The sequence below is a fragment of the Sphingomonas sp. AP4-R1 genome (assembly GCF_013113735.1).
Lineage (GTDB): Bacteria > Pseudomonadota > Alphaproteobacteria > Sphingomonadales > Sphingomonadaceae > Sphingomonas_I.
Genome location: NZ_CP053346.1, coordinates 3,794,385 through 3,818,331 on the forward strand (window position 1 = coordinate 3,794,385; position 23,947 = coordinate 3,818,331).

18 protein-coding genes are annotated in these 23,947 nt (G+C 65.0%); 11 read left to right on the forward strand and 7 right to left on the reverse strand.

The window, feature by feature from the left end; genetic code table 11:
- Nucleotides 1–77: 77 nt before the first annotated feature.
- The 4 genes from HL653_RS17310 to HL653_RS17325 all read right to left on the reverse strand — a co-directional run bounded on the left by HL653_RS17310 (nt 78) and on the right by HL653_RS17325 (nt 2,565).
- Nucleotides 78–575 carry a class I SAM-dependent methyltransferase gene (locus tag HL653_RS17310; RefSeq protein ID WP_253716996.1) on the reverse strand — a complete coding sequence of 166 codons (498 nt, stop codon included), beginning with the start codon at nt 573–575 and terminating at the stop codon, nt 78–80.
- 112 nt (nt 576–687) lie between these two features.
- Entirely contained in the window at nt 688–996 is a 309-nt protein-coding gene (locus HL653_RS17315; protein ID WP_253716997.1) for a nuclear transport factor 2 family protein, read from the reverse strand.
- 29 nt (nt 997–1,025) lie between these two features.
- Nucleotides 1,026–1,778, reverse strand: a complete 753-nt coding sequence (locus tag HL653_RS17320; RefSeq protein WP_171745622.1) for an SDR family NAD(P)-dependent oxidoreductase — start codon at nt 1,776–1,778, stop codon at nt 1,026–1,028.
- A gap of 52 nt (nt 1,779–1,830) precedes the next feature.
- Nucleotides 1,831–2,565, reverse strand: coding sequence for an SDR family NAD(P)-dependent oxidoreductase (locus HL653_RS17325; protein ID WP_171745623.1), 735 nt, complete (start codon nt 2,563–2,565; stop codon nt 1,831–1,833).
- Nucleotides 2,566–2,796: 231 nt separating this feature from the next.
- Between HL653_RS17325 and HL653_RS17330 the strand changes: the two genes are divergently transcribed.
- From HL653_RS17330 to HL653_RS17370, 9 genes are all read left to right on the forward strand, one after another.
- Complete coding sequence (locus HL653_RS17330; RefSeq protein WP_171745624.1) at nt 2,797–3,693, forward strand: LysR family transcriptional regulator; 897 nt, start codon at nt 2,797–2,799, stop codon at nt 3,691–3,693.
- A gap of 421 nt (nt 3,694–4,114) precedes the next feature.
- The gene (locus HL653_RS17335) at nt 4,115–4,417 is read left to right on the forward strand and encodes an enolase C-terminal domain-like protein (protein ID WP_301337974.1); all 303 of its coding nucleotides are present in this window, start codon (nt 4,115–4,117) and stop codon (nt 4,415–4,417) included.
- Between the two features lie 101 nt (nt 4,418–4,518).
- Nucleotides 4,519–6,135 carry a glycoside hydrolase family 28 protein gene (locus HL653_RS17340; RefSeq protein WP_253718127.1) on the forward strand — a complete coding sequence of 539 codons (1,617 nt, stop codon included), beginning with the start codon at nt 4,519–4,521 and terminating at the stop codon, nt 6,133–6,135.
- A 625-nt stretch (nt 6,136–6,760) separates the two neighbouring features.
- A complete protein-coding gene (locus HL653_RS17345; protein ID WP_253716998.1) occupies nt 6,761–7,732 on the forward strand; it encodes a DJ-1/PfpI family protein in 972 nt (323 codons plus the stop codon).
- Nucleotides 7,689–8,759: a GlxA family transcriptional regulator gene (locus tag HL653_RS17350; protein ID WP_253716999.1), complete on the forward strand. Its 1,071-nt coding sequence runs from the start codon at nt 7,689–7,691 to the stop codon at nt 8,757–8,759. Before HL653_RS17345 ends, HL653_RS17350 begins: the two co-directional genes overlap by 44 nt.
- Before the next feature lie 432 nt (nt 8,760–9,191).
- Nucleotides 9,192–10,004, forward strand: a complete 813-nt coding sequence (locus tag HL653_RS17355; RefSeq protein ID WP_216599893.1) for an alpha/beta fold hydrolase — start codon at nt 9,192–9,194, stop codon at nt 10,002–10,004.
- Complete coding sequence (locus HL653_RS17360; RefSeq protein WP_253717000.1) at nt 10,001–10,990, forward strand: MBL fold metallo-hydrolase; 990 nt, start codon at nt 10,001–10,003, stop codon at nt 10,988–10,990. Before HL653_RS17355 ends, HL653_RS17360 begins: the two co-directional genes overlap by 4 nt.
- Nucleotides 10,991–11,003: 13 nt before the next feature.
- A complete protein-coding gene (locus HL653_RS17365) occupies nt 11,004–11,867 on the forward strand; it encodes an alpha/beta fold hydrolase (protein WP_171745626.1) in 864 nt (287 codons plus the stop codon).
- A gap of 56 nt (nt 11,868–11,923) precedes the next feature.
- Nucleotides 11,924–12,487: a carboxymuconolactone decarboxylase family protein gene (locus tag HL653_RS17370; protein ID WP_171745627.1), complete on the forward strand. Its 564-nt coding sequence runs from the start codon at nt 11,924–11,926 to the stop codon at nt 12,485–12,487.
- 553 nt (nt 12,488–13,040) lie between these two features.
- Here the strand turns inward: HL653_RS17370 and HL653_RS17375 are convergent.
- On the reverse strand, nt 13,041–17,282 hold the full coding sequence (locus HL653_RS17375) for a hypothetical protein (RefSeq protein WP_171745628.1): 4,242 nt from the start codon (nt 17,280–17,282) through the stop codon (nt 13,041–13,043).
- A 10-nt stretch (nt 17,283–17,292) separates the two neighbouring features.
- On the reverse strand, nt 17,293–20,307 hold the full coding sequence (locus tag HL653_RS17380) for a hypothetical protein (RefSeq protein WP_171745629.1): 3,015 nt from the start codon (nt 20,305–20,307) through the stop codon (nt 17,293–17,295).
- A gap of 455 nt (nt 20,308–20,762) precedes the next feature.
- Here HL653_RS17380 and HL653_RS17385 point away from each other — a divergent pair, with 455 nt between their 5' ends.
- Nucleotides 20,763–21,785: an IS110 family transposase gene (locus tag HL653_RS17385; protein ID WP_171745610.1), complete on the forward strand. Its 1,023-nt coding sequence runs from the start codon at nt 20,763–20,765 to the stop codon at nt 21,783–21,785.
- A gap of 381 nt (nt 21,786–22,166) precedes the next feature.
- Here HL653_RS17385 and HL653_RS17390 read toward each other — a convergent pair whose 3' ends face one another.
- Nucleotides 22,167–23,060 (reverse strand): AraC family transcriptional regulator, encoded by an 894-nt coding sequence (locus HL653_RS17390; RefSeq protein ID WP_171745630.1) that lies wholly within the window; start codon nt 23,058–23,060, stop codon nt 22,167–22,169.
- A 135-nt stretch (nt 23,061–23,195) separates the two neighbouring features.
- Between HL653_RS17390 and HL653_RS17395 the strand changes: the two genes are divergently transcribed.
- Nucleotides 23,196–23,939, forward strand: coding sequence for an SDR family NAD(P)-dependent oxidoreductase (locus tag HL653_RS17395; protein ID WP_171745631.1), 744 nt, complete (start codon nt 23,196–23,198; stop codon nt 23,937–23,939).
- Nucleotides 23,940–23,947: the final 8 nt, after the last annotated feature.

Sequence of the window (23,947 nt, forward strand, 5' to 3'; positions counted from 1 at the left end):
GAACACCTTGAGCGAGTGCGCGTCGGCATCGTTCGCAAGGATCGCCGTTTCGGCGTCGAGGACAAAGCCGGCTGCCTCTACCTCCTCGCGAACGGCGGCAGGGTCGATCCGATGAAGTGATTGTGTGTCGTTCGTTCCCGCTCCATCCGTCGCAGCGTGGTCAACGATGATATAAGTGCCCCGGACTTGAGCCTCTCGAAGACGGCGCGATTGAAAGCGGCCGCTGTCGCACCCTTCGCCTGGATCAGCTTGGTGTGCAGGTCGTGATAGAAGAGGTGTAGCCACAGGATGTCGGCGGACTGCGTCACGTCGGGCATCGCGACAAGGTCCGCCGAAACGGCCTCGACATTCTCGCGGCCCGGCTCTTTCGACAGCGCCTGCATTTTCCCGAACGGATCGCTTTCGAAGTGGGCAACTTCGGCCGGCACGAAGCTGTAAACGCGCCCATCTGGCCCGATGATGTCCGAAAAGCGGCGGGTCCAGTCGCCGCCGCCCGGATAGACGTCGATAACTGTCGAGCCCGTTCCGACGCGTGCGAAGCGGATCAACTCTGCGATCTTGGATTGGTCGTCCATTGGACCCTCCTTACGATTGGATGTCTGCCCGCGAGGCGCGCGCCAACGCCTGCGTGTCGATATATTCCTGAATGCGTGCCACTTTGCCGTTCCGCACAGTGATGTCGAACACCTACTCATCCTCGAACGATCTGCCCGTGGCCTTGATCTTCCCCGTCGCGACACCGACGACGATCACGCGCTCGCCCTGCGCGATGAATTCCGGCGGCTTCGGATAGGTCGTCTCGACTTCCTGGGACGCCTTGCGAAGCGCTTCCGCCACGCCCACATGCCCGCGATGCGTGCCTGCCAGCGGCCAACCGTCGCCGGGTATGATCCACTCGATGTCCTCGGCCACCAGCGCCATCAGGCTATCCTCGTCGCCGCGACCGATCGCGGCGAAGAAGTCCTTCACGATCGGAATGGCGTGCTCGGTGCTCATGAGTCTCTCCGATCCTGCATGATGTTGGGTCAGACCTGGGCCATCCCACCGTCAACGGCGAGATCGATGCCCGTGATGAACGAACTCTCGTCGGACGCGAGGAATGTGACGGCGGCCGCAATCTCCTCCGGCTCCCCCCGGCGACCCATGGGGATCTGTGAGGAAAACTGGGCTGCCGCTTGCTCAGCCTGCTGTAGGGTAAGGCCCGTCGTCGTCGCGAGAGCCGGGGTATCGATGGGGCCGGGGCTCATGGAATTCACGCGGATGTTGCGATCCTTCAATTCCAGCGTCCAGGCGCGCGCGAAGCTCCGCACCGCAGCCTTGCTCGCGGCATAAGCGCTGAAGGCGGGTAGTCCCATGATGTTGGAGACCGACGAGGTCAGGATGATCGAGCCGCCGTCTTTAAAGAGCGGGAGCGCCTTCTGAACGGTGAAGAATAGCCCCTTCACGTTCACATCGAAGGTCCGGTCGAAATGTGCTTCGGACGCGGCCTCGAGCGGCGCGACCGTTCCCGCGCCTGCATTCGCGAAGAGGATATCGACGTGGCCGTGCTTCTCTTTGACGACAGCATAGAGCCGGTCCAGATCGTCTAGGCGCGACACGTCTCCCGTGACCGTGGTGACGTTTTCGCCGATGGCGACAGCGGCTTCCCGCAATTCCATCTCACGGCGTCCGGTGATCACGACGTGCGCGCCTTCTTCTACGAAGCGTTTGGCCGTGGCCAAGCCGATTCCGCTGCTGCCACCGGTGATGACGGCGACTTTGCCTTGAAGCTTTTTCATAGCGTTCGATCCTTCGAGATGTTTGGGTCAGGCGCGGGGGCCGCGCCGGATGTCAGAGCTGTGCCAGGCCGCCATCGACGGCGACTTCGCTGGCTGTCATGAAGCTGCTGTCCGACGACGCGAGAAAAGCGGCCACCGCACCGATCTCCGACGGATCGGCCATGCGCTGGAGTGGGGTCACCGCGCCGTAAGCCTTCTGCCCCTCCTCGCCGAGCGCCTCTTTCGCGAGTTCGGTCGCGGTCGCGCCGGGCGACAGCACGTTGACCCGGATGCCGGTGCCCTTCAGGTCTTCCGCCCAGGTCCTCGCAAGATTGCGCACGGCGGCCTTGCTCGCGCTGTAGGCGGTGAAGCCCGGCGCGCCGGTCGTGCCCGCACTCGATCCGGTGAGGATGATCGAGCCGCCTTCGCCCATCAGCGGCAAGGCCTTCTGGACCGTGAAGATGGTGCCCTTCACATTGGTATCAAAAGTCTCGTCGATATGGTTGGCGGTGATCTGACCGAGCGGGAGCGGGCTTCCTGTGCCCGCGTTGGCGAAGACGATGTCGAGGCGCCCGCGCTCTGCCTTTACCGCCGCGTAGAGGCGGTCGAGATCTGCTTCGTCGGAAACCGAGCCCTTTACCGCGCGGGCATTCGACCCGAGATCGGCTATGGCCGCGTCGAGGGCCTCCTGCCGTCGGCCGTAGATGAAGACGGTGGCGCCTTCCTCAATGAAGCGCTTCGCTGCGGCAAGGCCGATGCCGGTCGCACCGCCCGTGATGACGGCAGTCTTTCCATTCAATCTGGTCATTTCGTGGATCTTTCGTTTCGCTGTTTGCGGATATTCGGTTCGTGCGGAGCGGCTCGGTCGAGCTCGAAGATGGGACCAGCGATGTCGGGCGGCGAGTGCGGAAACATGCACATCCGTGGTGCGAAATCGATCCGACGTGGCCTTCGAGAACTGCGGCGTTAGGTGCATATAGGAGGAGGGCTCGCTATACCGAGCAAGGGACGAGCACTGCTGACGGCGCGGGATTGCACCATGACCGACTGGGATGACGTTCGCTATTTCCTGGCGGCCGCGCGCGAAGGATCCGTGCGGGCTGCCGCCAAGCGGCTCGGAGTGAATCATGCGACCGTCCTGCGCCGCATCGCCCAACTCGAAGAGCATCTCGCTGCGCAGATGTTCGAAAAGTTACCGTCGGGCTATCGTTTGACGGAAGCTGGCGAGGAAGTTCTCGAACTCGCGAAACAGATGGAAGTATCGTCCCACCAGTTGGAGACCCGTGTGCTCGGCCGCGACCAGAGCGTGCGCGGTCTGCTGCGGGTCACGCTGACGCCAATCCTCGCGACACATCTGCTCATGCCGGACTTCGCCGATTTTGCGCGGCTGCATCCCGACATCGAAATGGACATCCTGACGTCGGGCGAACTGGCCAACCTGACGAACCGGGAGGCCGACGTAGCGATCCGCGTCGTCTATGATCGCAAGACCCTGCCGCTCAACCTTCATGGCATGAAGGGACCGGACCTGTTCGGCGGCATCTACATGTCCCGAGATCGCCTTGATGCGTGGCGCGCTGGGGCGCCGGATCCCATGCGGTGGATCGTCATCAGCATGCATGGCATTCCGGATTGGGCGGCCGAAGGGGATGTGCGGACCACGGCCATTCCCTTCAGGACCACAGACGCCGTAGCGCAGATCGTTGCCATACGGCAAGGGCTCGGAATCGGTGCGCTGCCGTGTTTCATCGGAGATGCCGACCCGATGCTGGCCAGAGTGCCCGGCACCGATCTGCACATGTATGGGACGCTGTGGCTTCTTACCCAAGGCGAGACACGCAAAACGGCTCGCGTGCGTCTCTTCACGGAGTTCGTGTTTCGTAGGCTCACCGCCTACGGTCCACTTCTCATGGGGCTACCCATTTCGCGCGATTGATGCGCAGAGTTCTCGCTGGGTGATTGGCCGGCTTCTGCCACACACGCTCACGACCGGACCGACTGCAAAGTCCCAATCCAAGCCGTTCGAGCTATTGGCTCGATGCGCCGAAACGGCCAGGCCACTCGCATGAACGGACGGCAGGTTTCGGGGATTGCCTGAGTTGGCATGAACGGCCGGAATTGAGTCAAGCTAAGGTCTGCAAAACTCGACGAGCCATGCCGGCTATTTCAACGACCTGTCCCGGCCGGGTTTGATCAGCAGCCAGGGGAAGATTATCTCGCGCGGCATGCGGCCGCGAAACCGGTGACCCGTGTTAGCGATATGCCAAGCTCCGCCCCCATTCGTCAGCCATTTTTGAGAGTATCTTCAGCGCGGAGGCTGTTCGATCGTACAGGTAGACGTCGGGCGGATCGGCGGGATCACTCCGTGGCTGAAAGTCGCCCACATGGCCGAATGCTTCAACGTGGTCGTTTGTCCGCACTTCCTGATGGAACTGCATGTCGGATTGTGCGCGGCCGTCCCCAACGCGCCGTGGGTGGAATATATTCCGCAACTCGATGACATCAAAACGCGCGGCATGGTGATCGACGATGGTCATGCAGTGGCGAGTAAAGAGCCGGGCCTCGGAATCTCTTGGGACGAAGACGAACTCGAAAGGCGCCAGCTGCATAGCGGTTTCGTGTCGGATAAGAATGTGCACCGGCTGGAGCCCGTTCGGTAGATTCTGGCTCGCGCTTGGGTAAAACGGGGTCGGGCCGCAACCGTCATCGGCACCTGATACATAATGACGGCAGATGACCGAGGAGAGGTGTCTTGGATCCCATGCTCAGGCGGCGCAGCATGCTGGCTCTATCAGGCTCTGGGCTCTTGATGGCAGGCGCGTCTGCGGCGGCAGCCGCCGATCCACGGCCCGGGCATTCCGGCAAATCTCCCATCTTTTATAATGTGCGAGATTATGGCGCCCGAGGAGACGGAAAGGCGGTCGATACGCCCGCCATCAATCAGGCGATAGATGCCTGTGCGGATGCCGGGGGCGGCACAGTTTTTATTCCCGCAGGCGACTATCTGTGCTTCACGATTCGCCTGCGCAGCCATGTGAACATCCATCTCTCACAGGGCTGCCGGATCATTGCCGCCGACTCCCCTAAGCCCGGTGAAACCAACGGCTATATGGGCGGGCGCTATGATCTTGCCGAACCGCAGGATCCCGCGATCGAACCGTTTCAAGATTATGGCCACAATCATTGGCGCAACTCGCTCTTCTGGGGCGAGGGACTTCAGGATCTATCGATCACAGGACCGGGTCTTATCTGGGGGCGGGGCCTGAGCCACGGTCGAGGGGATGTTAAGTCCATGGGCAACCGCTTTACGGCAGCCCAGCCGGGTGTCGGCAACAAGGCCATTGCGCTCAAGAATTGTCGGAACGTCGCGTTTTCCGATTTTTCGATCCTGAAGGGTGGCCATTTTGGTCTGCTGCTCACGGGCGTCGACAATCTGACAATTGATAATCTTACCATCGATACCGATCGCGACGGCATGGATATCGACTGCTGCCGCAACGTTCGCGTTTCGAACTGCTTCGTGAACTCGCCTTGGGACGACGGCATCTGTCCTAAATCGTCATTCGCGCTGGGTTATGCCCGGGCTACCGAGAACGTGACCATTACCAACTGCTACGTATCCGGATGCTGGGAGCTGGGAACGATGCTCGACGGCTCGTTCAAGCGCAACCTGGATCCGTCTTATTCCTTCCGCACCGGACGCATCAAGCTGGGCACGGAATCCAACGGTGGCTTCAAAAATATCGCAATCTCGAACTGCGTGTTCGAAGGCTGCGGCGGCCTTGCATTGGAGACTGTGGATGGCGCCTTGCTGGAGGATGTCGCCATTTCGAACGTCACCATGCGAGACATTTCGAATTGTCCGATCTTCATCCGGCTTGGCGCGCGGATGCGAGGGCCGGCTGGCGCGCAGGTGGGAGCGTTGCGCCGCGTCTCAATCAACAATCTCGTTTCTCACAATTCGGAGTCCGAGCTGTGCGCGCTCATCAGCGGTATCCCCGGCCATGCGATCGAGGATCTGCACATGTCGAACATCTTCCTGGACCATCGGGGAGGCGCGAGGGCAACGCAGATCCGGGTGCCTGAGCTCGAAACCATGTATCCGGATCCCGAGCGGTTTGGTCCCATGCCGGCGCATGGGTTTTTCGTGCGCCACGTGAGAAATCTGGAGATGAATCACATCGAGGTGCGACCAAGCGCACCGGATGCCCGCCCAGCCTTCTACCTCGAAGACGTCTCACGCGCAGATTTTTTCGCGATAACGGCTCCGCGCAAGCCTGCTTTCGAACTGAGGGACGTGACCGACTTCCGGCTGGGTTGGAGCCGTATCGCCGAAGATGCTGTAATTAAGTCCGTCGCGCAGCAGGTCATCGGATGAGGTCATGCCCGCGCGCTTTTTTGGTATACTGATTTGATGGAGTGAGCCACGCGGGCTCTGCCGGAGGCCATCGGTCGCGCTGTCATATCGATGGTGTCTGTGGCAGCATATATTGCCCTTTTGGTCTATGTGGGTGGGCGCACGTTCGTTCTGTCGGCGGAAATCGCAGGCGGTGGCGATGCCGAGATTGACGACGTGGCGCTCGTCCGGGCGGATTAAGTCGCAATTCTCGTCGCTCTGCCGGTGCTATCAAAATCGCAGAAGGCAGCCGTTCGACCAAATGAACGAATGGCAGATTTTGGGAAGCGTCTATGGCGGCCTGAATGTCGGATCGTGGGTCTTAGCGAACGCTTGGCAGGAAATGACGCAAAGTCGGCCTAGGTGCTAGGCGCGGTCCGGCCGATCAGGAGACATACTCCTCATCTAGGTGCACCTCATGTTCTTTCTTCCAAATATCTATTGTCGCTTCGCTCTCGCGGCCGCCGTCGGCCTCGTCATGGGTTGCGGATCCGGCGCTACTGGGCTGTCCTCGGCGGCTTCGCCGCAGCGGTCCGCCAATCGTATGGCTCCGTCACCGCTTGAGCGTGTCGAGCCCTACCACGCGCGCTTCGGGCGGATACGCCCGGTGATCGCCATCGTCGGCGTAAACAGCGGTACCGAGTTGACCGATTACGTCATTCCGTACGGCATCCTTCAGCAGGCCGCCGTCGGCGAGGTCATTGCCATCGCGACCCGCTCCGGTCCGATGACTATGCGCCCCGCGCTTCGGGTCCAGCCCCAGGACACGATTGCAGGGTTCGATACGCGATTTCCGGAAGGAGCTGATTACGTCATCGTGCCCGCCGTCGTGCAGCGCGACGATCCCGCCTTGCTGGGCTGGATCAGGCAACAAGCGGCGAAGGGCGGCACGCTCGTCAGCATCTGCGATGGCGCACTCGTGCTGGCCAACAGTGGCGTGCTGGATGGCCATCGCGCGACGGCGCATTGGGCGACGGCGGGCTATCGTCGCAAGACCTATCCTCGGGTCGCTTGGACCGACGATCGACGTTACGTAGCAGATGGCAAGATCGTCTCTAGCGCTGGGATCAGCGCGGCCATCCCGACTTCGCTGGCGCTCGTCGAGGCAATCGCCGGCAACGCGCGCGCCGTTACGGTCGCAGCCGAGGTCGGCGCACCTGACTGGGGATCCGTCCACGACAGCCACCAATTCACGCCGACGCTTGGCCGCAACCTGTCCGCCTTCGCCACTACCCAATATCTGAACGGCTGGTTCCATCGGCCTCAGTCGATCGGCGTCACGGTCGGCACCGGCGTAGATGAAGTTGCGCTTGCGCTCGCGGCCGATGCTTATACGCGAACAGGCCGGGCGCAGGCTTATGCGGTGGCGGCCAGTGCGACCCCTGTCGCGACCCTGCGTGGATTGACCCTATTGCCTGATCCCACGGACGGCCGGTCCCTTTCTCATACCGTGACCCTCGCACCGGACAAACCCGCACTCACGCTGGATCGCGTACTCGTCGAAATTACACGCTTGTATGGCAGGCAGACCGCCTATGGCGTGGCACTCGACTTCGAGTATCCCAACTTCCATGACTGACGGCGTCATCTATCAGGCGGCCACCATCCCCCAGCGGCCGGTTCGCGTGGTGCTGCTGGCCTATGACGGGATGAACCTGCTCGATCTGGCCGGCCCACTGCAGGCACTGTCCACGGCGAACCGTAGCGCTCCGTCGGGAGGTGCCGCGCGGTACGAAACTATCGTGGCCTCCGGCGAAGGCGGCCCGATCGTTACCAGCTCAGGCCTGCCCGTCGTCACGGTCGCAACGGCTACGCTTGCCGATGTGCCCATTGATACGCTGATCGCGCCGGGTGGCTGCGTCGGCGAGGAATATGAGGTTACACCGGCGCTGCGCGACTTCATCGCGCAACGGGCAAGTTCGGTGCGACGGCTCTGCTCGGTCTGCACGGGCGCGTTTCTGCTGGCGGCGGCAGGGCAGCTCGATGGTCGGCGGGTGGCGACCCACTGGGCGTGGCTCGAGAAGCTCAAAGGCAGGCATCCCGCTCTCGATGTGGACGCGGACAGCATCTTCGTCCGCGACGGCAATCTGTGGACGTCGGCCGGCGTCAGCTCGGGCATCGATCTGACACTGGCGCTTATCGAACAGGATTATGGTCCGCGCGTCGCGATCGACGCAGCCCGACAGATGGTCGTGTTCATGAAGCGCGCGGGGGGGCAATCGCAGTTCAGTGTGCCGCTAGCGGCGCAGACGCGCGATGACGGCTTCGTGGAACTTCACGCCTGGATGGCGGCCAATCTCGCTGCCGACATGTCGGTCGATCGACTGGCCGAACGGGCTTGCATGGCGCCGCGCACCTTCGCCCGGACATATGCTGCCAAGGTCGGGCGCACACCCGCAAAGACGGTCGAACTAATGCGGCTCGAGGCCGCCTGTCGGTGGCTAGAGGATACCGATCTGCCACTGAAAAACATCGCGCTCCAGGCAGGCTATGGGGACGAGCAGGCCCTGCGTCGTGCGTTTCATCGCCAGTTCGGCGCCAATCCGGCAAGCCACCGCGCCCGCTTTTCAGGCCACCAAGTCGCAGCCGGTCCGCCTTCTGAGTAACATATTCGGCGTATGACGCGCGCGCTATCCTCGTCGGCCCTCACGCCCCGCTGACGACGGATTTAGCATCTGAATGAACGACAGTTTCTAGGCCGCCGAGAATAGCATTTGAATGGCGGCGAGCGGGTCTAGCGGAACGCAACTGTCGACCGACCGAAGGCCGGCTCCTTAAGAGCAGCAATCCGAAAGCGGGAAAGTGCAAACGGGCCGTTTCCTCTCGCCGCAGCGCGTTAGGGGCGCGCCTGAGTTGCACGACCCAAACGTCAAAGCGGATCTAGGGATGCTGATCGCAACACCCGAGTGGAACCGCGCGGTCTTTTCTATTTTATCGAATAAACCGTCGATAGATTTATCGGATGTTCCAGAAATCCGGCCTTGGTTAGCTTCGGTCTCACACCAGAGGCACCGTTCCAGCAACCGAAGGATCTCCCGATGTCCCGTTCTGTTCGCACCCTGATGCTCGCTGCTGCCGCCGTCGTGATGCCGATTGCCGGTGCCCACGCGGCGCAGAATCCTGTGCCCGTCGCTGCTGCAACCAAGTCCAAAACGGCGGTCACCGTTGTCCTGGTTCATGGTGCCTGGGCGGACGGATCGAGCTGGGAAAAGGTCATTCCCCTGCTGCAGGCACAGGGCATCCGAGTGATGGGCGTGCAGAACCCGCTGACCTCGCTGGCCGACGACGTCGCCGCCACGAAGCGCGTGCTGGCGGACGTGAACGGCCCGATCGTGCTGGTCGGTCACAGTTGGGCTGGAACGGTCATCACCGAGGCGGGGACCGATCCCAAGGTGAAGGCGCTGGTCTATGTCGCCGCGTTCGCCAACAAGGAGGGCCAGTCCGGCGGCGATCTGGTCAATGCCTATCCCAAGACGCCCGCGCTCGGCTCCGTATGGGACGATGGCCACGGTTTCCTGCGTCAGACCGAGCAGGGCATGATCGACAATATCGCGCCAGACCTGCCCGAGGCCGAAGCCCGGACGCTATTCGTCACCCAGGGGCCGCTTGCCGCCAGCACGTTCGGTGACAAGGTAACGGTGCCGGCCTGGCGCACCGTGCCCTCCTGGTATGTGGTTTCCGCCGACGATCGCGTAGTCTCGCCGCAGATGGAACGCGATCTGGCCGCGCAGATGAAGGCCAGGACGACCGTTCTGCGTTCGGGCCATATGTCCCTCCTGTCCCATCCGCAGGAAATCGCGGCGGTGATCGAAGATGCGGTCGCCACCGTGACGAAGGCGTCGGCGAAGTGAGCGGCGGCATTCCCCACCGGCTGATGGGGGCGGCGGCGATCGTCGCCGTGGTGGCCGGCTCTGCCGCGACGATCGCAATTCCGTCGCCCGCGACCGCTGCGGCACCGGCTGTCGGCGGGCAGGCGCCGGGCTATTACCGGATGCACGTCGGCAAATTCGAGGTGACAGCGCTCCTCGACGGCACGCACCCGTTCCAGGCCGAGAAATTCGCGATCGGTGCCAAGCCTGGTCAGGTGAATGCGCTGCTGGCCGACCAGGCCCTCCCTTCGCCCTTCGAGGGCATGATCAATGCCTTTCTCGTCAACATGGGCGACAAGCTGGTGCTGATCGATACTGGCGCCGGCAATCTCTACGGCAAGGATGGCGGCGGATTGGTCAGCGCGATCAAGGCGGCCGGGTATTCCCCCGATCAGGTCGACGACATCTTCATCACGCATCTGCACGAGGATCATGCCGGTGGGCTGATGCTGGACGGCAAGCCCGTCTTCGCCAATGCCATCGTTCATGTGTCGAAGCGCGATGCTGATTTCTGGCTGGACGACCGCAACCAGTCGAAGGTTGGCCCGCTGCTCAAGCCATTCTTCCCGGCGATCCAGAAGGTTGTCGCGCCCTATGTCGCGGCCGGACGTTTCCGGCCGTTCGTCGGCGACTCCCCGCTACTCCCGGGCATAATCCCGATCCCCGCGCCAGGGCACACGCCGGGACATACCTATTATCTTCTGCAGGACGGCGGCCAATCGATCCTGTTCTGGGGAGATACCGTCCATATGTTGCCGGTTCAGCTGCCTGATCCGAAGATCGCGATCGAATATGACTGGAATGTGCCGATGGCGATCGCCGCACGCGAAAAGGCGCTGGCGCTCGCGACACGAAACGGCTGGTGGGTCGCTGGCGCCCATATCTCGTTTCCAGGCATCGGCCATGTTCGCGCAGCAGGCGTCGGCTCCTATCGCTGGGTGCCCGCTAATTACTCCCTGAACCGCTGAAAGGGCCGCTCCGATGATCGCCCAGACCAACCACACCGTTCGCGCCAATGGCATCCGTCAGAATTATATCGATGCCGGCGCGGGTGCTCCCATCGTGCTGCTCCATGGCTTTCCCGAAACCAATTATGCATGGCGACATCAGATCCCCGTGCTGGGGGAGCTTTATCGCATCATCGCGCCGGACCTGCGCGGCTATGGCGAGACCGAGAAGCCGGCGGCCGGCTATGACAAGAGGACGATGGCGAAGGATCTCGCCGCGCTGCTGGATACGCTCGGCATCGAGAAGATCGCCCTGGTCGGGCACGATCGCGGCGCGCGTGTCGCAACGCGCTTCGCCAAGGATTTTCCTGACCGGGTGGATCGGCTGGTCGTGATGGACAATGTGCCGACGCGGATCGTCGCGCGCGATTTGGATGCGCGCATCGCCAAGGCCTATTGGTTCTTCCTGTTCCATCTGATCCCCGATCTTCCCGAAACGTTGATCGCCGGGAAGGAAGAGCCGTGGCTGCGCTGGTTCTTTTCCGACTGGACCTATGACCCGGCCGCGATCACCGGCGAGGCGTTCGACACTTATGTGCGCGCCTACCGCGCGCCCGGGGCCGTGCGGGGAGCGATGGCCGATTATCGCGCCAATGCAGAGGATGTCGCGCAGGATCTGGCCGATGCCGACGTGAAGATCGCCTGCCCGACGCTCGCGCTGTGGGGCGAGAATTTCGGCGCGGTCGGCGAGATGTTCGACATGCCCAAGGTCTGGGCGGAAATGGCCGACACGCTGCGTGCGGTGCCGATTGCGCGCTGTGGCCATCTTCCGCACGAGGAGCGGCCGGAGGCGGTCAACGCCTTGCTGCTGGAGTTCCTCAGCGGCTGGGCTGGATGACCGGACACATCCGGCCTGCTCGTCTTTTCCCTCTTACTTGAAACTGGAGATGCGCGATGCGCCTTGCCCCCATTTCCCCTGCCGATCTGCGCAATGACCAGAAGCCATTGTTCGATGCCATGACGGAGGGCGTCGCCGCCAAATATTCGGACTTCATCACGTCGCGCGACGATGGAGCGCTGCTTGGCCCCTGGAATGCGTGGCTGCACGATCCCGAACTGGGCACCGCTTTCTGGGGCGCGACGCAGGCGATGACCAAGGCCAAGCGCATTCCGGACGATGCGCGCCAGGTGGCGATCCTCGTGACAGGCGCGCATTTTGGGGCGGCTTACGAAATCTACGCGCACGGCCGGGTCGCGCAGGCCAGGCATGCCATGAGCGATCGAACGCTGTCCGCCCTTGTTGCCGGCCAGCGTCCTGACGATCTGAACGATGACCAAGCGGCCGCGCATGATCTTGCGGCCGCCTTGCTGCGCGGAGGCGTGCTGCCGGCACCCATTTATGATCAGGCCATCCGACGCTTCGGCCAGGCCGGCACGAATGAACTTATCTATCTCGTCGGCCATTATTGTTTTGTGTCGATGACCCTCAACGGCTTCGCGATACCGGTGCCCGAATGAGCAGGCAGCGCCTGGCTCGCGCGGCTCGGAAATGAGGATCTGCTCATGCTGAACGGGCGTCCGCTTCCGAAGGGCGTCGATCAGGTCGCCAATGTCGCCTTTTGGGTCCTGCCGGTCGCGTCAACGAACGACCGGCGTCGGCCATGATTCGATCTGGTCGTATTTCCCGATCCGCATCATACGCGCGGCTTATGATCGAGGCGTGAGGTGAACTTGTCACCGGAGGAAGTCGTGGAACTGAACGCGGCGGTTCGCGCAATTGAGGTGCAGGGCGCACGGCTGCCCCCGCCCATCCTGTCCCTCTCGGATGAATGATCGCATCCGTGGGCTTCAGGATTGCGGGCTCGGGGCGCTCCTCGAAGCGGACATCGCCTTTGCGTACATCATCGTTCCCAGCACGTCTTCGCTCCCGGTTTCCGGAAAGGCGCCGCACAGGAACGGGCACATTCTTCATGCCGGCGATCTGGGCCTGTCGGGTCACGGACATTAGCCATTCAATCGGGCTTGAGCTTATGCGTTTCGCTCATGAATGCGGGGTGAGGGCGCCGCCCCCTCAAAGGTCGATCGTCTCCACGAACACCACCCGGTCGGTCTGCTGCGTGCTGGCGGGGGATTGAAGCGGGGGTTGGGAGAGGAAGGATTCGACCTCCTCGATGCGGATTCGGACGCTGCCCGGCACGTGGTCGGCCGGAAGCGTGACGACGCCGTTGTAGATCAGATCGCCCGAGAGCGTATCGTTCGATGTCGCGCCGTAGCCGGGGCCGGCGGGGACCCAACCGGCCTCGTCGGTCGTGCCGGGGAGGCGTTGCCAGAAGCTCACGCGCACCGTCGTGCCGTGGCGCGCGCCGTTCGGATCGCTCGGGCTGGTGGGCGAGGCGTGGCTGGTGCCGGTGACGGAGAGCGCATAGCCCTGATCCCATGCGTGCAGCGAGATGGCGCGATCGGGAGCGACCTGGATGAAATCGGTGCGGTTGGCGGTCGACAGTTCGAAGCCGGGGATCGCGCTCGGCTGATAGCGCGCGAGCGACAGGCGGACGAACGGCATGTAGCTGGCCCCCAGGTCCAGCGCGATGTCGCAATAGCAGCGGCCCTGATCGTCGAAGGCCACCGGATAGGCAACGATGCCCATCCCGTTAGGAGCCTGCGCGTCCTGCGGGCGCAGGCCCGTCGCAGTGGCGGCGGACGCGCGGAAATGGCTGGCGTCGAGCGTGAGCGGCGGGGCCGACGACGCCCAGATCGGATCGCGGCCCGCGCGCGAGACGAACGGCTCGATCGCGGCGAAGCCCGGCGTGTCGGGCGAGGGGCCGAGCAGCACGGCGAGCATCTCGCCGTCGCCCGACGAGAACCATGGCCGCTCCAGATAGACGCGCATGCCCCCGCCCTCGCGCGCATTCTCATGCCCGCCTGGGAGTTCTGCGCGCGTCCAGCGATAGGTGGGGACGATGTAGCTGACGATCGGGGGCTCGGGCGGGGCGGAGCTGGGAATGTCGATCACCACCGGCTCGCTCGCGCGGACGAGATTGTTGACGTCGCTCGTCACCGCCTCGGGAAAGAAGCCGGCGAAGCGGGTGGTGCCGATCGCCTGATAGGTGACGCGGCGGTGGCGCGTGTCGCCGAAGTTCTGGCGGCCGTGCCGCGCGACCAGATCGGCGACCGCCTGATCGGCGAAGGCCTGCAGCCCCTGCGTGGTATCCGCCACCCGCGCGCCCAGGACCATCAGCGGATCGCCCGGATTGCCGAGCGTCTGAACGAGGATGTTGATCACACCCTGGCGGATCGGCATCGCCGCCGCGATCGCCTCCGGCCAATGGGCGAGCAGGGGCACGCGCACGGCGGCGGCGCGGAAGACGGGGAGCAGGGGGCGGATCGCGGCGAGTTCGCGCCCGTAATTGGCGGGCGTGTAGGGCGGGTTCGACAGGAGCGTGTCGAGCTGGGTGTAGGTCTGGTCGATCACCGTGAGCTGCGCGCGCAGCGACGCCTCCAGCGCGGCGGTGTCGGCGGCGGCGTAGAGCACCGCGTCGGCATCGAAATCGAAGCTGGCATTGGGCAAGGTGCCGGGGGCGAGCGGGGTGTTGCCGTCGGCGGGCACCGCGAAGGGGGGCATCACCTGCGCGACCGTCTCGGGCGGCTGGGGCAACGGATCGTCGATCCGGTCGGTCCAGCGCGCGGTGAGGCTGAGTTCGGCCGTGCTTTTCATGTGGACCGGGATGGTCGCGGTGAGAAACGCCTCGGTCGCGTAGGGCAGGCGCGTCGCGGTGAGCGTGGCGATGACGGGCGGGGTCAGCGGCTGCTGGATCGCGTGGACCAGCGTCACCTGTCGCGCGGGCGTCAGCATCGCGTGGCCGCCGGCGATGGCGAGGTGGCGGAAGCCGGCCAGCGCGGTATCGCGATCGGGCGGTGCCACGCCTTCCTGCTCCAGCGCCGCTTCTAGCTGCTGCGCCATCCAGTCATATTGGCCGAGCAGATCGGGCGTGGCTTGGTCCAGCGAGCAGGAGAGGGTGATCGTGCGCGTCTCGGCCTTGGCGAGCGCGACGGTCAGCGTGCGCGACGCTGCATCCCACACGGGTGCCGCATCGCCCTCGATCAGGCGGACGCGGATGCCGGGAAGATCGGGCCACGCGCTTTTGTCGGCGAAGTCGATCAGCGTCGGCGCGTCGGCGCCCGGCAGATCGCGCAGCGCCGCGCCCGCCGCGAGCGGATCGGGGAGATAGGCGGTCTTGGTCGTGGCGTCGGCGATGATCGCCTGATCGGGGAGCGCGACGTCGGTGCGCGCGGCGAGCTGGTAGCTCTTGGCCGGATCCGCGCCGGGGGCGATCGTGGCGTCCAGCATCCCGCAGGTTTCGACCATTTGCAGCCAGCTTTTAGGCGCCAGCAGGTGGCGTTCGGGCGAGAGCGCATATTGCGGGTAGGTCGCGCCATAGGCGTCGGGCGCGACATCGAAGTTCGAGCGCAGCACGATCCGGTCGGCCGCCTCGCCCTCCTGCAGCGGCGCGCGCGTGGCGATGGCGGGCGAGGTGATCGGCTCGAACCGGCGGAACGTGTAGCCCGCCGCGTCCGCCGGGATGAAGGGCGCGTTTTGCGTCAGCCCCAGCGCCTCGAAATTGGCGAGCACGGCATCGGCCTCGTCGGTCGAAAGGCCGTTGCCGGCGAGATCCACCAGCCGCGCGCGCAGATGATAGGTCTCGCCGAAGCGCAGCCGGGGCAAAGTGCCGCGCGTGGCGGAGAAGGTGGCGGTGAGCGCGGGCCCGGTCTCGTCAGCGGGGGCAAGGCCCTCGGGCGCGGCGCTGGTCGGATCGGCGAGGCGGTTGCCGGGGCGCGGCGCGGAGAGGCTCCAGCCCTGCCACAGGAACAGGGATTCGGAGACGTGGTTGGTCGCCGCCGCGTCGAGCGCGTTGCCGGCGGCGGCGTCGGGATGCGTCATCGCCGGCTGGATCGCGCCCTCGTCGCTGGTGAAGAAGGCGGCCGCGCCATCGCCGATCGCATAGGCGCCGTCGCGCTGGTGGAGCGAGCGCCAGTGGCCGCTGCTCGTCGGGCGGATGTCGATCCGGTAGCCGCGTACCAGATCCTCGGCGAAGAAGGTCACGTCCTTGCCCGCCGCCAGATCGCCCATCGCGGTGATGCCGGCGGTGAGCGCGTCGTCCAGCCGCTCAGCCTGATCGGCGCGGACGATCGAGAGACCGCTGGTGCGGATCGGGTGCGGCGCCTGATCGTTCGCCGCCTGCTCGTCCTGCAGCACCTTGATCGCGGCGCTGCCGGCATCCTCGATATCGATCTGGACGATGTCAAACTGCGGCGTCGGATCGTCGTCGGCGGTCGGCGCGCGCAGGTTGAGCAGGCCGGCGACCGTCTCGCTGGTCACGCCTGACGAGGTGTGCGGCGCGGCGACAAAGGTCTGGCCGATGACGGCGTGATAGGCGGTCGCCGGCGTCAGCATCACCGTCTGCGTCGCGAACGGCGCCGAAAAGGCCACCTGGATGCGGAGCGAGGCGGGCGCGGACAAGGCCGAATCCGGGATCGCCGTGGGCGGCACCTCCAGATCGATCAGCAGCCCCAGCCGGCGCAAGGCGGCCGGATATTCGGCGAGCGTCGTCAGCCGCTGGTGGAAATCCAGCCTTTCGTCCGCCTCGACATCGGCGGCGGCGATGCGCCGCGCGGGCTGGGCGGCATTCTGGTGGAAGGCCGCGAACTGGGCGAGATCGCCGATCAGCTCGCCCGTCTTCGGCATCAGCCGGCTGAAGCCGCGCCGGCCGCGCGCGCTGTCCGAAAGCGAGCGCAATGCGTCCGCCGCCACCGCCGGATCGGGGGCCAGCACGCGGGCGGCGACATCGTCGTCGGAAAGCCCGCGCGCCGCGTCCGCTACCATCTCGCCGAAGCGATCGGCGAAGGTGCGCGCGTCGGGCGGCGCATCCGTCGCGACGGCAAGGCCGGTGCGGCCATAAGCGGTGCGCAGATGATCTTGCATCCGCGCCGCCGGATAGCTCGCGAACATCCGGCTCGCCGCATCGGCCACATAGGGGCGGACGAGCATGTCGGCGGGGAACAGAGCGCGCCAGAAATCCGAATCCGCTGCCCCCACCCGCGTCGCCGCAATCGTCTTCGCCCCGATCGCGATCGTGAACTGCGCGCGGGCGAGCGCCGCCGGCCAGTCCGCGAAATCGAAGCCGGCGAGCGTGCCATCCCCCTCCGGCGACAGGCGCGGCGACAGATAGACCGACAGCCGCGCGGCCGCCGCGACGCCGTTGTCGCGGCGGATGCCGTTGGGCAAGCAGATCAAGACGAGGGATTGGGTCGCCACGATTGCTCCTTCAGGCGAACGCGTCGCAGTAAAGCTGCCAGTCGGCCGTCGTCATCATGTCGACGAAGCGGCTCTGCGGCCCCGCGATTGATCGGCTGAGCCCGCCGCCCGAACTGAACGAGCGCGTCACCGAGAAGGACACGCTCTTCGAGAAGACGAGCAGCCGCACCATGATCGTCAGCCGCGCGGTGCCGCTCGCCACGCCGTCGGTGAGCGTCAGCGTCAGCGTGAAATCGATCGAGATGGTGACGATGCCGAGGATCTCGAGCGAGCCGAAGATCCGCACGAAGCCGGTAAACACCGCCACCTTGTTCGGATTGGCGAAGCTGAAGCCCACCATCACTTGCGCCGCGCCCTTCAGCACGACGAGGTTCAACTCGGCCATCGCCCCGAACTGGAAGCCCGCCGCGATCGTCACGTCGCCGCTGGTGGTGCTGGTCAGCGCGAAGAAGCCGCCGCCACCGAAGATCGTATAGGCGACGAGAAAGGGATTGGCCTGGCTGGAGAGGCCGAACGTCACCTCCGCCGGCCGTTCCGCGAAATAGAGCTTCACCGAACTGGAGACCGCGATGTTGGAGAGCGTCAGCACGCCCATCGTCGCATCGGGCAATGTGATCGTCATGCCGACGCTGACGTTGTCGCCGCCGAGCGCGATCGTCGGCCGCACGCTATCGCCGAGGCCGATCGATTCAAGGATCTTCGTCAGCTCCTGCACGAACGACAGGTCGCCGGTGAAGATGATGCCCGCCACCTTCACGTTGAACTTGAGGCGCGATCCGGTCTTCGAATGGAAACCGATCTCGCTGAACGTGACGCCCAGCACGTCGGCGAACACGAGCGAGACGTTGGTGATCGTGCCGTCGATCGCCTGATGCGGCGAGCCGGCGCCGTCCGCGATCGGCACGAAGATCGATCCGGTCATCGTCAGCGTCGGCGCATCGCCGCCGCTGCCGTCCAGCACCTTGAGAGGCGCGGGCAGATCGTTGCCGACATGGCATTTCGGCGTCCAGCGGAACGAAAGCTCGCGCCCCCCCGCCACAGCGCGCGTGTCTAGCTTGGGCAGGTGATCGACCAGTTCGGCGGGCGCGACGATCCCTGCGAGATCGACTACGCCCAGCAACTTGCCGCCCAGCCCCTCAATGATCGTCTTTTCGGCCAACGCCAGCTCGGCGGCGGGGTTGATGTTGGCGCTGACCACCGCATCGACGTTCGAGATCGCGCCGATCGCACGCGAGAGGCCGGTAATCGCGAACTTTGGCGCGGCCAGGCCGCCGCCGCTTTCCGCCGGCAGGCCGATGTCGAAGCGGTCGACGGTAGCGAACACCTCCTGCGCCGCGCGCTGGAAGCCGCCGAGCGCGAAATCGCTGTGATAGCGGATCGTCGCCCCCGATCCCGACACCGATCCGCTGAGCTCGCCGACGACGGGCAGCTTCACCGATGCACTCGCCATCTTCGGCAGGACGGGCGGGATCAGCCCGGCGGCCTGCGGGAACAGGCTGAGCGCAGTCGTCTCCAGCCGGGTGAACACCGGATCGCCGGTGAACGCGTCGCGCGCGGCGGAGGCGGTGGCGGCGATCCGCGCGCCGCCCGTATCCGTGCCGGGCGCGAACGCCACCGCGCTCCCGCCCAGCGGCACGCGGCCCAGCGTCGGATCGTCCTGGTAGGCCGCGATCCCCGCCGAGAGCGCGCGATCGTCGCCATCCGCCACGAAGATCGCGGGCATCGCGAACGGGTGGCGGTTGCCGTCATGGTCGATCGCCGCCATCGGTATCAGGTAGCGCGCGCCGCCGATCGTCAGCGGCTGACCCGACGACGTCGTGTCCAGGGGCGGCGAGGTTGGCGAAAGGATCGCCACCTCGGTGAACGGCAGATCGTGGTGCGTATAGGTGCGCACCGGATCGTGGACGATGATGATCTCGTGCTGCGCGAGATAAGCGGGCTGCTCGCCCGCCGGGCCGGGCGCGAACTTCCGCTCGGTGATCACCGCCTTGTCGGCGCGGTGGCCGAACGGCAGCAGCATGCCGTGATGGAGGATGCGGACGTGATGATCGCGGCCGAGCGTGGCGCGGTGCGACCATTCGCCGATCGAGAACAGGTCGTCGCCCGGATTCCCGTCCATGTCATGGCCCAGCAGGCGGCCGATCAGGTCGGCGCCGAGCCGCGGGAAATCGAACGTCGTCGTCGCGTCGAGATACCCCCCTTGCGAGGTGAGCATGCAGCTCTTTGCCCAGATCGGCGCACCGAGCGCGGCGCGCGCCGCATACAGCCGGCCGAGCTGATCCTGCGTCAGCTGCTGCTCGTCCTGGATCGAGAGGAAGCGATCGAGATCCAGCAGATTGCGATCCCCCGAAATCTGCACGATCTGGGAGCGATCGTCCGAGGTCATCGCCATCGGGAACGGGTTGGGGAGCGGATTGAACTCGGGATGGTCGGGCGACCAGATCGCCCACATCGCCGCCGTCCGCCCGCCCGGCCACGTGAGTCGTGTATGCCATAATTCGGTCGCGCCGCCGGGGCTGGCATAAGCATCGGTGCGATGCTCCCAGCGTTCGGTGACGTCGGGCGAGAGGGTCAGGCGATAGGGCAGTTCGATCGCGGTGTGGAAATCCTGGGGCATCTGCACGCCGAAATCCGGATCCTCCTCCACCGCGCTGCCGTCCGCCAGATCGCGCCACAGGAAAGGGGTGAGGCCGCTCCAGTCGAGCAGGCTTGCCAGTGTGAGGTCCAGCCCCGGCTGGTCGGGCGGCAGGCGGAAGACAAGGCGGCTCTCGCCCGAGAGACGCGCGCCGATGCGGCGGCCATCGGTCGGGGTGCCGGCGAGCGGCCCGGCACTGTCCTGAAAGCATTGCTCGGCCACATGCTGCGGCGGGAAGCTGACGATCAGGATCGCCGGCTGATCGGGATCGACGCGGACGAGGCGCCGAGGCTGCAGGCTCGCATCCGGATCCAGCGCCAGATTGCGGCAGGCGATGCGCAGCAGCAGCATGTCGTCCGCGCGCGCGATATCGAGGACGAAGTCGCTCATCGCGCCGCGCACCGGCGATCGGATGTCTGGTTCACCGCGCTTTCCTCCCGCCCCACCCGGGTTGATCGATCGCTCGTGCTGAAGCCTTGGTGCCGGGTTTCGCGGGCCGGGTCCAGTGCGAACGAGCGATCAGGGTGCGTCCTGACAGTCGCAATTGTCGCACTGGCGGGCCGGGCTGCAATAGCAGACCTTGCGCGTCCCGTCTGGATAATTGACCACCGAGCAGGGGCCGGGCGGGGTGGGGATCGCAGCGCGCCTGCGACCGGCCGAAATGTCCCAACCCAAGCTATTTCGAGCGGCAGGCGTAATTCTCCAATGCAACCCTTCGCTCACATGAATGAACGGCCGGTTTCGGGAAGTGGGAGAGGCCGCTTGAATGGCGGGGATTGATGACGTGGACGGCTCTCCAACCCTCCCGCAGAATGATCTGCGGAGAGCCGGAAGGGAGAGCCACGATGGGGAACGTCACGACGATAGGTCTCGATCTCGCGAAGAACGTATTCCAGGTGCACGGGGTCGACGCGGAGGGTGTTGCGGTGGTTCGCCAGCGCCTGACCCGTGGCCGCATGCTAAAGTTCTTCGCCAAGCTGCCGCCGTGCCTGGTTGGCATCGAGGCCTGCGCAACCTCGCATTACTGGGCACGCGAGCTGGTGGCGCTCGGGCATGACGTGAAACTCATGCCGGCGCAGTACGTGAAGCCGTACGTCAAGCGCAGCAAGAACGATGCAGCCGATGCCGAGGCGATCTGCGAGGCGGTGACCCGGCCGACGATGCGCTTTGTCGGCATCAAGTCGCCTGAGCAGCAGAGCGCGATGATGCTCCATCGTGTCCGCCTGATCCTGAACCGCCAACGGACGCAGCTGTCGAACGCGATGCGGGCGCATCTGGCCGAGTTCGGGGTTGCGGCGCCGATCGGCAGGAACGGCATCGAGCAGCTCCTCGACGTGATCGCCGATCCTGCCGACGAGCGGGTGCCGTCCGATGCGCGGTTTTGCCTGGAGATGCTGGCGGCTCAGCTGCGCATTGTGAAAGAGCAGATCCTGGAAAACGACCGCCGCATCTTGGCGAGCGCACGCGAGACCGAGCTTGGCCGTCGGCTGATGGAGATACCCGGCGTGGGGCCGCTGCTCGCCAGCGCCATCGTCGCCACCGTTCCCGATCCTGCGATCTTCCGCTCAGGCCGCAACCTCGCCGCGTGGATCGGCCTGGTGCCGCGGCAGAATTCCAGCGGCGGCAAGGAGCGGCTCGGCGGCATCACCAAGGCCGGCCATCAGTACCTGCGCCAGATGCTGATCGTCGGCGCCATGGCGGTGGTGCGCTTTGCCGAACGTAACGGCGCCAAGCGGCCGTGGCTTGTTCAGCTGCTCGCCCGCCGCAAGACCAAGGTCGCCGCGGTTGCGCTCGCCAACAAGAACGCGCGCATGATCTGGGCGATGATGGCCAGCGGTGAGCGGTATCGTGAGCCGCTGGTGGCATAAGGAACACGGCGCGGGCGACCGCGCCTGACGAGGTTGGAAAGGGCGATCAGGAGCTAATGCAACAAGCCGGTTGAACCGCCGGATCGGGAAAACCCACTATGACCCAAGCACCTCGAGTGCGCGGGATTGATCGGGACCCGAGACGCGCGAATGGCATTACGGCCAGCGGCACTATGCGCCGCACCAACAGGTCGGACACATGGCCGCACCAACCAGCAACGCTAGGCGAATGCTCGTACTTGCCAACGGAGGGCCGTCCACACATGGGTCGTACCGGTCGCGGCAGCTTCCGACCACTCCAAGCCGTTCAGCGTCCAATCGCGCGATCCCGAAAGCAGTCCTTCATTCATCTCGGTGTCCGGACCTGCGCCCTTCGGAGACCTAAGCGGGCACGGAGGGCCTAGCACGGACTAGCTGGAGCGCGTCCTTGGAAGGAGGCATTCCAAAGAAGCGGGAATATTCCCGACTGAACTGCGTGGCGCTCTCGTAGCCGACGCCGAACGCGACCGAGGTAGCGTTTCCTTCCCCGGCGATCAGCAGAGACCGCGCGCGGAGTAACCGGATCCGCTTCTGGTACTGGAGCGGGCTCAACGCCGTCACCGCCTTGAAGTGGCGATGGAAGGCGGAAACGCTCAATGCCGCCATCGCGGCGAGCGCCTCGACCCGGAGCGGCCGGGTGAAATTCTCCCGGATCCACTGAATTGCGACGCCGACACGCGACAGTGCGGTGCCAGGCGACGCGATGTCCCGCAGCATCCAGCCGTGCGGGCCTTGCAGGACGCGGTAGAGGATTTCGCGCTCATAGGCGGGCGCGAGCGCGGCGATGTCGGCGGGCCGCTCCATGAGGCGAAGCATCCGCACCCAGGCATCGAGCAACTCGTCCGTCACGGGCGCGATCGAGAAGCCCGGGCTGTAGAGATCGCCCCCGGCAGGTTTGGGCAGGTCGGCGAGCAGATTGGCAACGATCGCCGGCTCGAGGGTGAGACTGACCGCCAGATAGGGCTCGCCGGTCTCGGCCGGATGGACCGATCCCACGGCGGGCAGATCGACAGACATCACGAAATAGGTCGCTGGATCGTAGCGCAGCGTACGATCGCCGACGGTCATCGTCTTTGATCCCGTCAGAATCAGGTTGATCATCGGATCATAGACGGCTGCCAACTGATGCTCCGGGATCTCGCCCTGCACCATCGCCACCCGGGGGATGCCCGTGTCGGTGCGCCGGTTCTCGGCGTGCGCGGCCAGACGCCGCAGCTCGATCAGGTTTGGGTTCATGGCAATGCCCATCTCATGCGCGAGGCACCCGGCCAAGCCAAAAGCAGGAATAGGCATGGATCGAAGAGGATCCGATGAGCGGCGCCTGCGGCGCTGCCCTACCCAGGATGGCGACAGCAACGCGAGGAGGTTCGCATGAAGATCATCATCATCACCGGCGGAAGCCGAGGCATCGGGGCCAGCGCCGCCCGGCTTTGCGCCAGGGACGGCATGGGCGTCATCCTCACCTATAACAGCAATCCAGCTTCAGCCGATGCGGTCGTGACCGAGATCGAAGCACAGGGTGGCAAGGCCGTTGCCCTCAAGCTGGACGTTGCCGACAAGTCGTCCTTCCCGGCCTTCCGCGATGCCGTCAGCGTCGCGCTGAAGGATCGGTGGGGTCGCACAGACTTCGACGGTCTCGTCAACAACGCCGGCTACGGCCTGTTCAATCCCATCGCGACCGTGACGGAAGCCGAGTTCGACGGCCTGTTCGCGGTGCATCTGAAAGGCCCGTTCTTCCTCACCCAGGCGCTTCTGCCGATCATGGCGGACGGTGGGCACATCTTGAACGTGGCGAGCGCCACCACCCGCGTCGCGACCGCCGGTGTCGCCCCCTATGCCAGCTTCAAGGGCGGGCTCGAGGTGCTGACCCGCTATATGGCGAAGGAGTTCGGCGATCGGCGCATCCGCGCCAATTCGATCGCGCCGGGCGCCATCCGCACTGACTTGGGCGGCGGTCTCAACGACGAGTTCGAAGCCATGCTGGCCGGACAGACGGCGCTGGGCCGGGTCGGCGAGCCGGACGATGTCGGTGGCGCGATCGCGGGGCTGTTCTCGGATCACAGCCGTTGGGTCAATGCGCAGTCGATCGAAATCGCCGGCGGCTACATCATCTGAACGGGAGA

Coding starts and splice junctions, on each gene's coding strand:
- HL653_RS17355 (WP_216599893.1), top strand. CDS start 9,192: ATGTCCCGTTCTGTTCGCACCCTGATGCTCGCTGCTGCCGCCGTCGTG.
- HL653_RS17320 (WP_171745622.1), bottom strand. CDS start 1,778: ATGAAAAAGCTTCAAGGCAAAGTCGCCGTCATCACCGGTGGCAGCAGC.
- HL653_RS17350 (WP_253716999.1), top strand. CDS start 7,689: ATGGCGTGGCACTCGACTTCGAGTATCCCAACTTCCATGACTGACGGC.
- HL653_RS17340 (WP_253718127.1), top strand. CDS start 4,519: ATGCTCAGGCGGCGCAGCATGCTGGCTCTATCAGGCTCTGGGCTCTTG.
- HL653_RS17330 (WP_171745624.1), top strand. CDS start 2,797: ATGACCGACTGGGATGACGTTCGCTATTTCCTGGCGGCCGCGCGCGAA.
- HL653_RS17395 (WP_171745631.1), top strand. CDS start 23,196: ATGAAGATCATCATCATCACCGGCGGAAGCCGAGGCATCGGGGCCAGC.
- HL653_RS17390 (WP_171745630.1), bottom strand. CDS start 23,060: ATGAACCCAAACCTGATCGAGCTGCGGCGTCTGGCCGCGCACGCCGAG.
- HL653_RS17385 (WP_171745610.1), top strand. CDS start 20,763: ATGGGGAACGTCACGACGATAGGTCTCGATCTCGCGAAGAACGTATTC.
- HL653_RS17325 (WP_171745623.1), bottom strand. CDS start 2,565: ATGACCAGATTGAATGGAAAGACTGCCGTCATCACGGGCGGTGCGACC.
- HL653_RS17315 (WP_253716997.1), bottom strand. CDS start 996: ATGAGCACCGAGCACGCCATTCCGATCGTGAAGGACTTCTTCGCCGCG.
- HL653_RS17380 (WP_171745629.1), bottom strand. CDS start 20,307: ATGAGCGACTTCGTCCTCGATATCGCGCGCGCGGACGACATGCTGCTG.
- HL653_RS17310 (WP_253716996.1), bottom strand. CDS start 575: ATGGACGACCAATCCAAGATCGCAGAGTTGATCCGCTTCGCACGCGTC.
- HL653_RS17370 (WP_171745627.1), top strand. CDS start 11,924: ATGCGCCTTGCCCCCATTTCCCCTGCCGATCTGCGCAATGACCAGAAG.
- HL653_RS17365 (WP_171745626.1), top strand. CDS start 11,004: ATGATCGCCCAGACCAACCACACCGTTCGCGCCAATGGCATCCGTCAG.